At 54.7% G+C, this 14691-nt stretch carries 19 protein-coding genes and 1 tRNA gene; 1 reads left to right on the top strand and 19 read right to left on the bottom strand.

Features of this window, described 5'->3' with window-relative positions:
* Positions 1 to 94 precede the first annotated feature (94 nt).
* The 19 genes from PSH76_RS23740 to PSH76_RS23650 all read right to left on the bottom strand — a co-directional run bounded on the left by PSH76_RS23740 (position 95) and on the right by PSH76_RS23650 (position 14196).
* Positions 95 to 292 (bottom strand): CrpP family ICE-associated protein, encoded by a 198-nt coding sequence (locus tag PSH76_RS23740; protein WP_073845721.1) that lies wholly within the window; start codon positions 290 to 292, stop codon positions 95 to 97.
* Between the two features lie 178 nt (positions 293 to 470).
* Entirely contained in the window at positions 471 to 896 is a 426-nt protein-coding gene (locus PSH76_RS23735; RefSeq protein WP_008437339.1) for a hypothetical protein, read from the bottom strand.
* Between the two features lie 110 nt (positions 897 to 1006).
* The gene (locus PSH76_RS23730; RefSeq protein ID WP_008437336.1) at positions 1007 to 1471 is read right to left on the bottom strand and encodes a single-stranded DNA-binding protein; all 465 of its coding nucleotides are present in this window, start codon (positions 1469 to 1471) and stop codon (positions 1007 to 1009) included.
* Positions 1472 to 1486: 15 nt separating this feature from the next.
* Positions 1487 to 2026: a DUF3158 family protein gene (locus tag PSH76_RS23725; protein ID WP_008437334.1), complete on the bottom strand. Its 540-nt coding sequence runs from the start codon at positions 2024 to 2026 to the stop codon at positions 1487 to 1489.
* A gap of 5 nt (positions 2027 to 2031) precedes the next feature.
* Positions 2032 to 2757 carry a PFL_4669 family integrating conjugative element protein gene (locus PSH76_RS23720; RefSeq protein ID WP_008437331.1) on the bottom strand — a complete coding sequence of 242 codons (726 nt, stop codon included), beginning with the start codon at positions 2755 to 2757 and terminating at the stop codon, positions 2032 to 2034.
* Between the two features lie 68 nt (positions 2758 to 2825).
* Complete coding sequence (locus tag PSH76_RS23715; protein ID WP_124356005.1) at positions 2826 to 3416, bottom strand: hypothetical protein; 591 nt, start codon at positions 3414 to 3416, stop codon at positions 2826 to 2828.
* A gap of 203 nt (positions 3417 to 3619) precedes the next feature.
* On the bottom strand, positions 3620 to 4921 hold the full coding sequence (locus PSH76_RS23710; RefSeq protein WP_019816979.1) for an STY4528 family pathogenicity island replication protein: 1302 nt from the start codon (positions 4919 to 4921) through the stop codon (positions 3620 to 3622).
* The gene (locus PSH76_RS23705) at positions 4918 to 5613 is read right to left on the bottom strand and encodes a DUF2857 domain-containing protein (RefSeq protein WP_008437329.1); all 696 of its coding nucleotides are present in this window, start codon (positions 5611 to 5613) and stop codon (positions 4918 to 4920) included. The genes PSH76_RS23710 and PSH76_RS23705 overlap by 4 nt, the downstream gene beginning before the upstream one ends.
* Positions 5614 to 5641: 28 nt before the next feature.
* A complete protein-coding gene (locus tag PSH76_RS23700; RefSeq protein WP_008437328.1) occupies positions 5642 to 7408 on the bottom strand; it encodes a ParB family protein in 1767 nt (588 codons plus the stop codon).
* Positions 7405 to 7641, bottom strand: coding sequence for an Arc family DNA-binding protein (locus tag PSH76_RS23695; RefSeq protein WP_008437327.1), 237 nt, complete (start codon positions 7639 to 7641; stop codon positions 7405 to 7407). The genes PSH76_RS23700 and PSH76_RS23695 overlap by 4 nt, the downstream gene beginning before the upstream one ends.
* A 33-nt stretch (positions 7642 to 7674) precedes the next feature.
* Positions 7675 to 8676, bottom strand: a complete 1002-nt coding sequence (yejK, locus tag PSH76_RS23690; protein ID WP_008437326.1) for a nucleoid-associated protein YejK — start codon at positions 8674 to 8676, stop codon at positions 7675 to 7677.
* Entirely contained in the window at positions 8676 to 8915 is a 240-nt protein-coding gene (locus PSH76_RS23685; RefSeq protein WP_008437325.1) for a type II toxin-antitoxin system HicA family toxin, read from the bottom strand. The genes yejK and PSH76_RS23685 overlap by 1 nt, the downstream gene beginning before the upstream one ends.
* A complete protein-coding gene (locus PSH76_RS23680) occupies positions 8912 to 9433 on the bottom strand; it encodes a hypothetical protein (RefSeq protein ID WP_008437321.1) in 522 nt (173 codons plus the stop codon). The genes PSH76_RS23685 and PSH76_RS23680 overlap by 4 nt, the downstream gene beginning before the upstream one ends.
* A gap of 180 nt (positions 9434 to 9613) precedes the next feature.
* Positions 9614 to 10963 carry a replicative DNA helicase gene (gene dnaB, locus PSH76_RS23675; RefSeq protein WP_044275348.1) on the bottom strand — a complete coding sequence of 450 codons (1350 nt, stop codon included), beginning with the start codon at positions 10961 to 10963 and terminating at the stop codon, positions 9614 to 9616.
* The gene (locus tag PSH76_RS23670; protein WP_008437317.1) at positions 10960 to 11178 is read right to left on the bottom strand and encodes a hypothetical protein; all 219 of its coding nucleotides are present in this window, start codon (positions 11176 to 11178) and stop codon (positions 10960 to 10962) included. The genes dnaB and PSH76_RS23670 overlap by 4 nt, the downstream gene beginning before the upstream one ends.
* Complete coding sequence (locus PSH76_RS23665; protein ID WP_020301295.1) at positions 11162 to 11881, bottom strand: HNH endonuclease signature motif containing protein; 720 nt, start codon at positions 11879 to 11881, stop codon at positions 11162 to 11164. The genes PSH76_RS23670 and PSH76_RS23665 overlap by 17 nt, the downstream gene beginning before the upstream one ends.
* Positions 11878 to 12579 carry a DUF2786 domain-containing protein gene (locus PSH76_RS23660; protein ID WP_008437315.1) on the bottom strand — a complete coding sequence of 234 codons (702 nt, stop codon included), beginning with the start codon at positions 12577 to 12579 and terminating at the stop codon, positions 11878 to 11880. The genes PSH76_RS23665 and PSH76_RS23660 overlap by 4 nt, the downstream gene beginning before the upstream one ends.
* On the bottom strand, positions 12576 to 13334 hold the full coding sequence (locus PSH76_RS23655; protein WP_008437314.1) for a hypothetical protein: 759 nt from the start codon (positions 13332 to 13334) through the stop codon (positions 12576 to 12578). Before PSH76_RS23655 ends, PSH76_RS23660 begins: the two co-directional genes overlap by 4 nt.
* A 1-nt stretch (position 13335) precedes the next feature.
* Positions 13336 to 14196, bottom strand: coding sequence for a ParA family protein (locus tag PSH76_RS23650; protein WP_008437313.1), 861 nt, complete (start codon positions 14194 to 14196; stop codon positions 13336 to 13338).
* Positions 14197 to 14438: 242 nt separating this feature from the next.
* Here PSH76_RS23650 and PSH76_RS23645 point away from each other — a divergent pair.
* Positions 14439 to 14515: transfer RNA gene (locus PSH76_RS23645), tRNA-Pro, on the top strand.
* Positions 14516 to 14691 lie beyond the last annotated feature (176 nt).

Below are 14691 nucleotides of genomic sequence, written 5' to 3'. Positions count from 1 at the left end.
GCCCCTTCTCAATTATGCAGAGCGGGACTGTCACGTCATGGCAGGTAAGGCTTCAATGGGAAATGGTCAATGCACAACGGGAGGCTTTTAGCGGCTAGAGGTCCAGCGTCAGCTGCTGTTCCTGGGCAAAGCCCTTTAGCCACGACGCGCGCATCGCAGGATGGTGGTAAGGGCAGTCATACACCCGTAGCCCTTTTCGGGCGGCGTCAGCACCGGCTATTTGAACGGCAGTATGGGGGTTATTGAATTGCCGCCTATCTGCTGGTTTCAAAGAAGTTCGAGATTGCGCCATTGGCTATCGGTCCCCGAAGAACAGATCTATCAGACAGTAACATCACGAATAGCGCATTTTTTTGCATCAAAAACGGAAGTTTTAAACTTCTGTGCTTGAGATAGCCGAATGGAAGTGTGACTCAACCTGAAAGTTAACGAATGGCGCGATTTTTTGCCAACCAATTGGCGGTTTGATGTCAATTCGAAGCTGGCTCGTCCGTCCAGTTCGCAACTCTGATCCACGCGATGAAGTCCTGAGTGGATTGTCCGCTTTGAACACGTAGTTGTTCCAGCTTGCCGTATAAGTGTTCAGTCATTTCGTCGTCGTCGTCAAAGTCGACGCGGTATTCAGTATCTAAGCGGTATTCATCGAGCAAGGTGTTGATAAATCGGCGGGCTTGCCAGGTATCAAGGTCTGTCTCTCCACGGCCCCCCATCAGATACTCTCCCGTTCGCCACCCAACTGGAGCCCATGATGCTCGGTTTATGTCCAGGGTGAGCCCGTAGTAGTCCGGAGCATTCACCTCGCTTTCATCAAAGTAAGCCCAGTAAACACGGCCTAAAGCTGGGTGCTCTGCGCCAATGACAACGTACCCTGTTGGGTCCCTCAAAACTTCATCCATCGGCACGTCCTAATTTGTAGTGGTTCTCTAATGAGGTCGGGGGAAACGATGAGCTGTTTCCCCCAACACCGACAGCTACACGAATGGGCCGAAAAATTAAGCCCCTGTTTTCAGAATTGCGGTGGATCGGTATCTGGATATTCATCCGGGCCTGGAGCTGGCTGCGGCCGCGATTCGGGTCTGTTGGACTGTTGCGAATTCTGGTTTTGCGAAGGCGCCAGATTCACCATGGTCACGCGGTGTGGCAGCATGCCGACCCGGCTGGCCTGGATTTTCAAAGCTTCGAATTCGCCATCGTCGTTCTTCCAACGGTCCATAACGGCGCGACCGGAAACCAGCACTCGCATACCTTTCTGGAACAGTTGCGAATAATGCTCGGCGTCCTTGTGCCACCACTCCACATTCGCCCAAAAACCGCCACGATCTTCGTAGCCGCCTTTGCCATCCGGAATCGAATTGTCGAAGTAAACGTTGGCTCGCATGAGTCGACGTGGGTCTTTATTGCCGTTGGGGAATTCTTTGAATTCCGGTGCAGAACCGATATTGCCTTCCCAGCCTTGTACGGGCGTGCCCATGAGTATTCTCCGAGGTTATTGGTGTTGCGTTGGGTTGTTGAGCTGCTGCAGGCGAGCGGTATACACGGCCTCTGCCTGGCCCATTTTTTCTGCGCACTCGGCGGCCTGTTTGGTGATCGAGTGCAGCAAACTCATTTGCATATTCAAGGTGATGCGCTGCAGCTCCATCACGTAAAGATCCTGCAGCATGGATTCCGGTGTTCTGGGTGAGCCCATCATTTCTGCCCAAACCCCTACGCCCATCCGCCGATCTGTCACCTGCTGCCATCTCAAAAACTGGGTGCCGGCTTGGGTGTTCTGCTCAGTCAACCGCACTGGAACTAGGGTGAATGGATATCGGCGGGCCTGGCTCAGCACTTCCTGGGCAAGAGCTTTTAAGTCCGATTCTTGAGCTCGGCAAAGATCGGCAAATTGGGTCAGCTCCCCCTTACCTTTAAAAGGCTTTAAAAGGCCCTTTAGTGAGGCAGCCTGTTGCAGTCGCTGAAAGGCTTCCTGTTGCAGTGGCCGGAAGGCGGTCTGTTGCAGCGACCCATCATTGGAGGGAATCTGGCCCATGCTCTTTAACCCTCAACGGGGTCATCGAGATGATCATCCGTCTCGGTTTGCTGCTGACCGCGGATGATCGGTGGCGCGAAATTCGAACGGCGGGTGCCTTCCAGGATGTCTTGTGGCAGCTCACCGTACCGCTCGTACATTTTGCGGGCTGCTTCAGCCTTGGCATTGTTTGCAGCGAAGTCGTCGCGGGCAGCGCCTGAGTACTTATAGATCTGGGCCAGACCAAACAGTCTCCGCAGTACCGCTGCGCCTTCGTCGATCCAGGTTTCCATATCGTGGCGCCCGACAAGGCCAACGTGCTGGGCCAACAGAATGCGTCTGACAATTTCGTCGTAGTTCGTCAGCAGGTACACAGCCTGAAATCCCAGGGGATTGGAGATGTACAGCGGGAGGCTGACAGGCTGGATCGAGAGGTTTTCGCTAATGCTGATGGCCGGTGGAAGAGAGGCCATGGCTGTGTCCAGGCGATCTTCGATGGTCTTTAACGCTTCCTTGGAATCGTTGATCTTTTCCTCGAGGAGGATCATCCACCAGTCAGAGTAGGGATCATCCTGTTGGGCGCCTCGAGACATTCGATTGACGACAGTGCAGAACCCTGACAGACCAATGATGCCGGCTTTGAGGTCATTTTTAGGGCGCCCCATCCATATACGAGCGGCGTGGTGAGTGTGAAGGGTGAGCTTCACATCGCTGCGCAGTGAACCGATGTTGAGCCGGAAGTTATCAGCCATGGTGCAGTGTTTCCTTGGGAAGAGGATTGACGTACCCATGCTGCAATTTGGCTATAGGAGACGCAGCATTAAATACGTAGCCCGATGGAAGGGGATTTGTTGAGGCTTCTATATAGGAAGAGCTGAAACTCGCCGGTGCGGACCGAATCCCTTGCGTGGCGGCCACCTCCGGTGCCGGATGCTGTCAGGGTGTTGTGGGCCACAACACTTGCCATGTCGCCGGCACGGATGCCGGATCCTGCCAAGGTGGTGCGGGCCGCACCACTTATATGGCTGCCACCTCCGGTGCCGGATGCTGTCAGGGTGTTGTGGGCCACAACACTTGCCATGTCGCCGGCACGGATGCCGGATCCTGCCAAGGTGGTGCGGGCCGCACCACTTATATGGCTGCCACCTCCGGTGCCGGATGCTGTCAGGGTGTTGTGGGCCACAACACTTGCCGTGTCGCCGGCACGGATGCCGGATCCTGCCAAGGTGGTGCGGGCCGCACCACTTATATGGCGGCCACCTCCGGTGCCGGATGCTGTCAGGGTGTTGTGGGCCACAACACTTGCCATGTCGCCGGCACGGATGCCGGATCCTGCCAAGGTGGTGCGGGCCGCACCACTTATATGGCGGCCACCTCCGGTGCCGGATGCTGTCAGGGTGTTGTGGGCCACAACACTTGCCGTGTCGCTGGCACGAATGCCGGATCCTGGGCAAGTGATTTGGGCCGAGTCACTTGCGTGGCGGCCGCGGCGTATTTCGGTTCCTGTCAGGGTGTTGCGGGCCGCAACACTTGCTGTGTAGCTGGCACAGATTCCGGTCACGACCGCTTCGCTCTGGGCCGCGTTACCACGATATTCTGGTTGTCCACCTGACATCATGGATGTGTACCCCGATTAGGCTTCAGCAGATGCAGCATTCCGCTGAGTGTGTGTTTTGCGGTTTGTATCGACTCAGGGCTACGCGTCTGCGTTAGCGTCTTCGTCGGCTGCTCTGCGCCCTCTGGCGGGGCTGAAGCGTCTTGACGCTCGGGGCTCGCTTTTGCCTTGTCGTCAGGGTTCCATTGGCTGTTGAAATCGCCGCGAACGGCCATGCCGACGAGCGTCATTAAGTATCCAAGCGGGTTTCGGACCCCTCCCGAGTCACAGCGGTGGACCCATTGTTTGATGAGCGCGGTTTTCAACTCTGCTGGAACCTTTTGCAGCGCCAGGACCGCGTTCTGTTTTTGCTCGACCGGTAGTCGATGCAGTGCACCGAGCAAATCGGCAGCGATGTCGTTTGGTGTGGGCGGTACATGTACAGAGCTTTTACAAACATCTTTGTGTGTATCTGTATACGTACTATATGAGTTCGGATGCCGAACTAAGTCCGAACTCAGTGATTTACGGCTGAGTTCGGCATCCGAACTCTGCTCCAAAGCGATTCGCTCTTCGCCTTTTTCACTGAGTTCGGTATCCGAACTCAGTGGAGATAGAGCTATATTTTGCTGAGTTCGGATTCCGAACTCAGTCGCTTTAAGAACGACTGGAGCCTGCGCTTTGGTCCAGGCCTGGCTATTCATGCGGGATTCGATGATGTCCAGCCTGCTAGGTAAGCGTTGGCCAACATCAGGATCAGCTGCAAATTCCTTCCAGGCAATTTCTGCCACTTCGCGAATCACCTTGGTCTGGTGCTGCATTGACTGCGCGAGTAGCTGCAAGTAGTCCTTGTCGAACTCTATAGCTTCGGCCGGTGTGACCGGTTCGTCGTGAAGCAGGTAGACGTTGCCTTGCACTTGTCCACTCAGATCATTGCGCACCCGTCGCCCCAGGCTAAGCCAACGGGTGAGACGTAAGGTCACTAATGCTTTTGATACAGTTTCACGCGAGGCAGGCCTACCGGGTTGCATACCCAAATATGGCCGCAGTTGGTCATAGGTAGGGAACGCCGTAAGGCCGTCGTCATTGATCAGTAGGCGAAATACCTGCCAGGTGTTTCTTTCAAGCGGGGTTAAGCGATCATCCAAAAGCAATCGGCGAGGAACCGTTTCGTGTGGGTTCCCGCTGAAAATAATTCCGGAGTAGGGGGAAGACCCTTCAATCCCCGGAGGCGCCGACTCTTTTTTCTGAAGCAAATGAGCTTCAAGGTGACCCGAGGCCGAGTCTAAAAGCGTCGACAAGGGAAGCCGAGACAACCTCATAATACAGAGTCACCTTCCACCGATGTCGCTGCAGGCTGTGCAAGTCGTTGAGAAGACACAAGCTGTAGCCTTCTCGGAAGGCCAGGGTTTGCAGGAGGGTAAAGCCCTTCCTTTATCCAGGACTGAATGCGATGCCAGATGATGGCCAGGCTGAGGTTTTCGTGGGTCTCATCTGGGCTAGTATCCTGTGGAGCATTGAGTTCCTCGGCGACCAACATGGCGATGTCCAGCAACGCGAGACTGTCGCCAAGCTCTACCTGATGCTCTTGCATTAGGTGCGTCCATCGGTACCAAAGCTGAGCGTCCATCTCCTCACTGAATTCGCGCCAACGGCCACGACGTGCCGTCACGCCGATCATTAGGCGTTGAAGGGCCACATCCTGCGGAGACAGCCCGAAGAACTGTTGCAGCATTTGAGTGGTCGCGCCAAGTCGCAGCGCACGTTCAATCATGCGCACTTCTTCATCAGAACGCTGCGCGCCTGACAGTAGTTTTTTTACCATGTCCCCATCAATGGTGACGTTGCACCAAGACACGGGAGTGTTAAGCAGCAAGCTCAGTACTGAAGGTTGTTGGAGCTGAGCCAATATCTCTGGCTCCAGGCCCATTTCGATGCAGCGCCGAAGTTGGCCATTACGCATGTGATGAAGCACCTGTGACAGGATTGCTTCATTTATTGGTGTCTTGGACATGACGACTCCCCCTTGTAGAGTCCGTGTGTTAACTGGCTGAATTCGGACCGTTGTTGGCGACTGACTGGATTTCCAGGTCAATCAAACGTCTTGCGAGACGAATAATGCGGAACAGCTTCACTAGAGCGCCGTCGCTGAGACGGCATTCACTTTCAGGGGGCTGATCTTTTGTGTGAGGCTGGCCCAGTAAGATCTGGCCCAGTCCGGCTGCGAACTCAAAGTCAGCCAACGCGTCGATTTGAAGCTTGGGTTGCTGCTGAATCATTTTCAGTACGATGGCCATCGAGCCGCTCAAAGACTGGAGCAGCGTCAAGGTATGTTGGGCTGTGGCAGTAATTTCGACTTCCGCTTCGGGGTGTCGGTAGCTGAACCCGACGCCACCATCGATATCGATAAATTGACCTGGGGCTTTGACCGAGCTGGCTATTTCGCGAGCCAATTGAGCGATGTGCTGACGCAGGGTCGCGGTATTGTCTATTTCGCGTTCGATGTACCAAAGGTCAGAAATGGGATTGAGTCCGCCAGCTTGAACAGGGATGGCCACCAAGGCATTGGAGGCGAAGTCGGGCAAGACCTCACCGTCAAGCGCAGCGAGCTCCCGTTTCATCTTGTCGACTCTGGGAGAAGTCTTCACAGGGCTCGCAACGTGCCCATCGATACGTGCTTGGCGCTCTTGTGGGCTCATTTGCTCCTGCGGAGTTGGGGCCAGTTGCTGTTGCACCCCTTGAGGTGAAGGACTCTCTTTGGAGGGCGTCGTCTTATGTGTGCTGCCCCCCGAAGTAGTAGGGGGTAGTTGTAGAGGGTTCTGATTAGCCTCAATGCCATTGTTCGAAACGTTAAGTTGAGTCCCCCCCTCAAATTGCGATGCAGGGTACTGTGGCAGCTCAAGAACCGGCGTAGACCGGCGCAATTGGTCCTGGTTCTGAGTGATTTCCAACAGTATTTGCTCGTAGCCGAGGTTCAGCGGCTTTTTAAGGTGATCTATCAGTTCGTCCTGAAATCGCTGGAATAGAAATTCTTCAGCGTCGCCCTCAAACTGGGACAGTACATCTTGGAAAAGCGTATCGAAATCAAGGTGCTGCTCCTGCTCTTGATAATTGCGATCCCAGCACTGAAGAGCTGTTTTGCGCAAAGACAGAAGCTTTATGATTCTGTCTACTCCCAGTCCAGAGTACAGCGCGCCTGGAATTGCTGGCAGTAAGTACCGAATGGTGTCGTGCATACGACTCAAGTGAGACGCGGAGACCGGGTAGCCATCCGCTGACAGCCGCCGTGAAAGCTCACGTAATGAGATAGACTCCCCTGCCTCTGTTTCATACAGCGCTCTCGCTTTGTCGACCCCAATAGCCCGCTCAATGAACAGGAGCTGGCCTTGGAGGTCGTTTTCAGCCAAGTGGCCGGTGAGCGAGATGATTTCGCCCCGAACGGCGTCCCAGGGTCGAAATAGGCAGTGAAACTTGAAGTACTTCTCGTCGCCGGTCTCACGATACAACTCGTTTAAAATTGCCAGGCGAGTGTTGCCGCCGTTGCGGATCCGGTACTTATCTTCCCCAGGTTTACGAGTGACGGGAGGTGGCGTATCGAGTCCCCGATTTCGTATCGACTCTTTAATTTCATCGTACTTCGGGTTACGAGTCGTCCTTGGGTTTTCGTCATACGGCAGCGTTTCGTCGAGAGTCAACAGCATGGGGGTATCGACGATGGGGTCGCTCATTCGCGCTGCCACCGGCGACTTCGATTCAAACGCCGGCAGCAACAGCTTATCTTTCATGGTTTGGGCCAAAGACGCTTTCATACTCTGGCTCCTGGCTGCTCATAAGCCGGGCTTGCCGCCAAAAGCTGGTCAATGATTTTCAAAGCACGATCCAGAGCAGCTTCAAGTTCGGCAGTTGTCTCCAGCCGATAAACAATTTCTGAGTTCATCGACCTGGCGTTTTCACGTGCTTCCAACGCGATGCGTTCGCGCATCCCGTCGGGCAGGCGAATAACGAATTTTTCTTCATGCAGACGCTGTGGTTTGTTACTCATGGTGGGCTCCGATGCCTAGGGTAGAAAGTGTGTTCAGCGACGTTTCAACTGATCAGTGAGTTGGGTAGGTAACCCCTTGATGACTAATGAATTGGACGCCTCGTCGTACTCGATCTTGTCCCCTAGCAGATGCGCTTCAAAACTGATGGACAAGCCTTCGGCACGGCCGGTGAACCGACGGAATTGGTTGAGAGTGCGTTTATCCAGGGGGATTTCCGGCGACAGGCCGTAGTCCTTATTGCGGATATGGTCGTAGAACGCCTTGGGGCGATCTTCATCGATCAAGCCTGACAGTTCCTCCAGGCCCATGGGTTCACCGAGCTTGGCCTGGCTGGTGGCGTAGTCCACCAGGGCCTTGGTTTTCTCGCGGGCCGATTCGTCTGGCAGGTCTTCGTTTTCAACGAAGTCGCTGAACGCCTTGAGGAGGGCGCGGGTTTCGCCCGGGCCGTCGACGCCTTCCATGCAGCCAATGAAGTCGCTGAAATACCCCGAGATCTTCTTACCGTTTTTGCCTTTGATGTACGAGATGTACTGCTTGGATTGCTTGTTGTTCTGCCACTCGGACAAGTTGATACGCGCTGCCAGGTGCAACTGGCCAACGTCCAGGTGGCGTGAAGGAGTGACGTCCAGATCGTCAGTAACCACCACGCCTTCACTGTGGTGGAGCAGGGCGACAGTTAGGTAGTCGGTCATGCCTTGCTGGTAATGGGCAAACAGTACGTGGCCACCGGTGGAGAGGTTGGACTCTTCCATCAGCTTTTGCAGATGCTCGACCGCCGTGTGGCTGAAGGCGGTGAAGTCCTGGTCACCTTCAAAGTACTGCTTTAACCAGCCGCTAAACGGGTGCGCGCCGGACTCGGCATGGAAGAAACCCCAGGCCTTGCCTTGTTTGGCGTTATAGCTCTCGTTGAGGTCGGCAAGCATGTTCTCGATGGCGACCGATTCGGATAGCTCCGAATCGCGTGCCTGGAGAACAGCAGGTGTGCCATCGGGTTTTTTGTCGATCAGGTGGACGATGCAATGACGGATAGGCATTAGATTGCCTCCTGCGAGTGTAGGGTTTGAGCTCGATCAGCACGACGAATACGGGCTTTGGCGTTGAGGCCTGAGCGGTAATCGCTTGCGGTTGATGAGGTGTAAATCGATCCAAGGCCAGATTTCGTGAACTTGATATGGCCACCTTGAGTGCGAGACACCGTCCAGCCATTCGCTTCAGCAAACTTCACGAGTACACGAAGGCTCTCGCTTTTTCCGCGTAGGAGATTGGTGGTCATAGCTCTGCATCCCTGTCTGCCAGAACGTTACCGGTCTGGATCGCGATGATTTCAGCCTGATCGCCAGGAAACTTGGTACCGAGCTCATGCAAAAAGTGACGCGTAGCCTCACGTGCTCCAGGCACGCGGAACACCACGCTGCAGTGCTGAACTTCCGCGGGGTGTTGCAGGTGAGACATGACGGCCACTTTCAGCGAGCAGCACTGGAGGTAGCGGGGCACCCAAACCGACCAGAAGTAGCTGGATAGCAAGGCGCCCGCACAGAGCAGTTCAACGGTAATTGTTGCGCTGGGCGTGTTGGTCAGCTCGACGTAGCCGAGCTTCTCAAACTCCAACAGATCCTCACGCATGCTCATTGGGACCACGGTGCTGTGGTCACGAGCAAGGCGGCCGATCGCTTGAGCTAATGCGTCGAGCTCCACCGGGTTGATCCCAGATTTATGGGCATGAGCCACAGCAGAGGCTTCGAACACGGCACCGGCATGGATACTAGGAAATAGCTCGGCGCTACTGTGCATCCGACACCTCCTGAAGCTCCTCGATGTCATAGCTATTGCAAGTAGGGCAAATAAGCTCGTCCACTTCACCGCCGGGTAAGGCTGGAGCGCCACTCACTTGATGTTTCGGGTGGTGGCTATCGCATTGAAGGCACCAGTGAGTGATGCGTACGAGAGTATTCATCGCTGAGGTGTGCTTTTTCATAGTTGAGCCCCTTGCCAGCCGGCGTTGGGACTGAGGTTGGCAAACCGGGTCTGATTGGCGATGAAGGCTGTTCGTACGGTCCCAGTTGGGCCGTTACGCGCCTTGCCGAGAATGATTTCTGCAATGCCTTTGTGTTCGCTCTGAGGGTGGTACACCTCGTCCCGGTAGACGAACATAATCAGGTCCGCGTCCTGTTCAATCGCACCGCTATCACGCAGGTCTGCGTTGATCGGACGCTTATTTGGCCGTCGCTCCAGTTCTCGGTTGAGCTGGGAAAGCGCAACCACCGGGCAATTCATCTCTTTCGCTAGGGCCTTGAGGGACTGGGATATAGCGCTGATCTCGTTGGCCCTGTTTTCCTGACCTGGGCAGCGCATGAGCTGCAGGTAATCGATCAGGATCAAGCTCGGGTGTCCGAAGCGACGAGCTGCTCGACGAGATTTAGCTCTGATTACTGCAGGCGTGAGCGCTGATGAGTCGTCGATGACCAGCCGCTCTCCATAGCCATTAATACGAGAAACCGCTGCAGTCAGCTTCGGCCAATCATCATCATCGAGCTTGCCCTTCAATAGCCTGCCCAGATCGATATGGCCTAGGATGCCCATCAATCGATACATCAGTGCTTTGGCCGGCATTTCCATGCTGAAAACCTGAACTGTACGATCAAGCTTTGCCTGCAGAGCCGTATCTATGAAGTTCAAGGCCAGAGAGGTCTTCCCCATAGACGGGCGCGCGCCGAGGATGATCAGGTCGGCTTTTTGAAAACCCGACGTCAGCTCGTCCAGGTCCTCCAGGCCTGAAGGCAGGCCGGTCACGGTGATATTGCCGTTGAAATGTTCGTCTATTTGTTCGACGACGTTCGTCAGGCATTGGTTGATATTGACGAATTCCGTTGCGCTCTTGCCTTCACCCAGAGCGAACAGTTGCTGTTCAATTGATTCTTGAACATCCTCCGCACTTGCCAACGGGTCTGTCGCCTCGCGAGAGCATTGGTATCCAAGGGACATGAGCTGTCTGAGCCGAGAGCGATTACGCACGATGGATGCGTAATGCTCGATGTTGGCTACAGACGGCGTGTTTTTGGCCAGCTCGCCCAGATAGCTCAGCCCTCCGGCTTCGTCTGGCTCCTCCAACGCGTTGTGGACGGTGACGATGTCGAACGGAATGGACTTGTCAGCAAGGCTTGCCATTGTCCGGAACAGCAACCGATGGTCGTGTCGGAAAAAATCAGAGGCATCCAGTTTGTCTGCGACGAGATCCCAGGTGTTGTTGTCGAGCAGTAGCCCACCTAACACACCTTGTTCAGCCTCTACGGAGTAGGGAGGTGAGAGGTCAAGGTGATTCATTTCCCAGACTCCTGGCCTATCTGAAGAAAACCACTCCCGTTGCGTGCCCCCAGGGCTTTGACCATGTCGACTTCAACCTTCGCTGAATTGATCATGACCTGAGCAACCTCGGCAACCGCTTTGGCCCGTTCGATTTCCATTGGTCTTTCTGGGTCCAGGAGGCTCTCGATCGCGACGAACAGGTGATTACGTAGATCTTCAATCTTGTTCTTCATGTTCAACCTCCCGGATGGTGCGTTTGAGTTTGCCGATAGCGCGTATTGCGGATTTCAGCTCTTCCGGATACCGATGAATGGTGTTCCGACGCATACGTTCTGCTCTCGTCAGCAACTCCAGGTTATTCAGGGCTATATGGGCCTTGTTGCCGTCCTTGAAGCACACGCACATGTTTATAGGGACTGGTCCGTGATGCTCCTCCCAAAGCAGTACATGCACGGCTTTCCAGTCAACGGGTGGGTAACCGGTATCGGTGATTTTCTTCTGCTGATAACCGTCAGGAGTTGTGCGCAGGCTGCCAATAGGCAGCCAGTTCCCCGGTTTATTGCCGGCCTTAAACTGCGTCTGAGTCATACGGCCAGAGGAGGGGAGCCCCTTAAGGCCCTTATTCCATGGGACGGATCCCTTGGGAAAGCGGAATTCTGCGCCCAACTTGCCGTCAAGCCGGCCACAGAGACTACTGCGAAGAAACTCGGCGCTTTTGCTCAAGCCCAGCCGTTTGGCTTTGGCATAGACCTGATAGACGCTGAGCCCCAATTCGGCGGCTAGGACCTGAGTCGGTTCATTGGGATAGCGGGCAATGAGCGAGCGCTCTTCTGCCTCACTCCAAACATGGTGTTTGTGAACCGGGGCAAGCCCAAGTTGGGATCTGGCTTGTTCCAGCGCCGCCATGGCCAAAGGTGAAAGCGAATGAGTTCTCATTGGCTCCCTCCATGCCCAAGGGCTCCTTGTGACTGCTGTCCGACACCACGATGCAGCCTGGCATGCTTGCCCTGGTCCCATCCCGCTTGCAAAGAGCGGGTGTCATGACCTTTGGCTTCGATGGGCTTGATAATGGCTAGCGTTAGTTTTGGATGATGCCATTCCAGGTAGGCTTGGATCTCCAGCGCAGTGTTTTCGTCTATCCCACCTGCAAACTGGTTCACCTTAGAGGCGACGGCATTGAGCCAGCCCTCGGCAAACAGTTGGCCGCGGTGACGTTTGGTTTTCAGTTGGCAGCGCTTCTGCTGGGCAACATGAGCTCGTCGGGCTGCGACAAGCTGGTGATGCAGCGTTGAATAGGTGTGAGCTGCCAGATCGGGTGAAATACCTTTCCCCAAGAACTTGAAGGACCAGCCAAGTAGCGGATTGAAATACGCCAAGTGGCTGCAATCGAAGGCTTGGGAACAGATTGAGGCCAGGTTGTGCAGCCAATCCTGCGGTGCCCGACGGGTTTTGGTACCCACAATGGATTCTTCGATTGTATGGGCAGCGACTTCGGTGTGTTCCAAGTTGTACTGATTCATCAAATGGCGAGCTTGACGAAGTGCAATTTCCACTTCGTTTGGGGCAGCGCCTTGTGACTTGGCCAGCGCCATGAGTTTGGCGACCTTGCTGAGGACTTTTTGCTTGTCCATCATTCACCCCCTTCCTGTTGGAGGCGGGGGGAGAGCGCCTCTGACCACAGGCGAAGTGTTTCTTCCTCATCAGCAGAGAGGTGAGTCCGGGCAAGGCAGTCCGCAACCTTCTGTTTCAGGGCATCAAGGCGGTCTTGAACACTTGACCCATCGTCGTAAGCAATCTCTTGCTCAACAGCTTGCACAACGTCATTACGAAGAGAGAGAACCGTGCTTATCCAAAAAGCACTTGGGCTGGTCCAGCCAATGAGCTTTCGAGTTCTGGCAGGCGACAGGTAATCACGGAGCCTGAGATTGAACTCCCTAGGGGAATAACCATTCCTGAAAACGTCTGCTCGATTAAGCGTCAGCGCTGTTTTAAGAATATCTAGAAGAGGGTCCAAAGCCGTTGGCTCAGGAGCAAAGGGTTCTAAATATGTTTCAGCTACCAGGCGTTTGGCTTCGGCATATCGACTTTGCTGACGGCGTTTGGCTTGGTTTTCGTCGCGGCCGCGCTTTTCCTTCGCGTGCTTAATGTTCGAGTTCACTGACTCGATAAGCTTCGCGGCGTCCTGCAAAAGCTGAAGCTGGTCAACGCTCAACTGAGCGCCAATCCGACCGGGTAATTGGTAACCGCTTGTCAGGGCTCGGATTTCTCGTGCGGTTCCACTGAGCTTGGCTTGCAAGCTGCGCAATTGCTGAGCGCTGTAGTACTTGCCAACCTCTAGGATGAGGTTTGCAGTAATACTGCGGGCGTCGGTAATGGAGGGCTTCGCCATTTCAACGACCCTCCCTCACCAAGTTAGCTACCTTTTCCTCGGTCATGGCCTCGAAGCGGTCACGCCATTCTGGAAAAAGCTCAATGGCCAATTGGCGGATCACGACAAGGGCTGCAGGGGATATGCGGTTGGAAGGCTGTCTGTATTCCAAGCGGTGTACTGGGACGCCCAGGGATGAACTGTTACGAAACACCACTGCGGAGGGGACGACGCATTCCAGAACGTTGATTTCGTCATTGTCCTGGAAAATTTCCCGTACCGACTGCTCGATCATTTGCGCGTCGGTGGTTTGGTCGAGATTGTTGACGACGATCCGCACAGGAGGGATTTTCATGCCCAGGCGCCCATAGGCGCGCAGGCCGTCCAGCATCTGCATGGATCCCCGGCTGAACTCCCGTGCAGCGAGCATATTGGGCGGAAGTGGGGATATGACCAAATCAGAGGCTAGGACCACCATTTCGAGCATTGCCGACCTGGCGCCTTGGGTGTCAATCAGTACCAGGTCGAAATGATCTTTGAAGCCCGGCATCAGGTTGGCGAGTCGCAACCGTCCGTCAGGTGCTTGCAGGATCAGGCTGTTCAGTTGGTTGTTGATGTCGTTGGAAATGACAAGCGACAGGTTTGGTATCGTGGTGCTGGATATGATCTTGGCTGATTCGGTGATATTGAATGCCAGCAGGTCGTAGATGCCTCCTTGAGCTTCATCGACCAATTGGTAATACGAGGAGAGCGAAGGCTGTGCAGGATCTAGGTCGATCATGAGCACGCGCAGGCCTGCATCCGCACAAAAAGCGCCGAGGTTGGCCTCGATGGTAGTTTTGCCTACGCCGCCTTTGGTCGAAACGACCGCAGAGATTTTCATGGTTTGGAGCCTCTAATGTGGGTTCATTAGAGGCTGCGAGGCCACGGAAACAGCTATGTGTAGCGAACACGATCCTGGGCTATGAAGCACTAAAACCAATTGTCTTTTAACCAATTGGTCGTAGGTTCGAATCCCACACGACCCACCATTTTTGAGACCAGTTCAGGCTGGAATCGAATCTTAAGATCAGAGGCCAAAAGCGCTGATCGAAGAAGGCGACTGAAAGGTCGCCTTTTTATTACCGGGGTATAGCGCAGTCCGGTAGCGCGCCTGCTTTGGGAGCAGGATGTCGGGAGTTCGAATCCCCCTACCCCGACCATATTAAAAATCCTCGTATCGAAAGATACGGGGATTTTTTTTGCCTGTTGTTGTAGGAGCGAGCTTGCTCGCGAAAAACTCACAGGCGCCGCGTTCACTTAGAAAGCCCGCGTTATCGTTGACGTTTTTCGCGAGCAAGCTCGCTCCTACAAGGGGCAAGATTCGCTTAACTTGCCC

It is taken from the genome of Pseudomonas sp. FP215 (assembly GCF_030687795.1).
In the GTDB taxonomy this organism is placed as follows: Bacteria; Pseudomonadota; Gammaproteobacteria; order Pseudomonadales; family Pseudomonadaceae; genus Aquipseudomonas; species Aquipseudomonas salmasensis.
The sequence above is the reverse complement of the archived record's forward strand: the minus strand, read 5'-3'. Positions and strand labels throughout refer to the sequence as shown.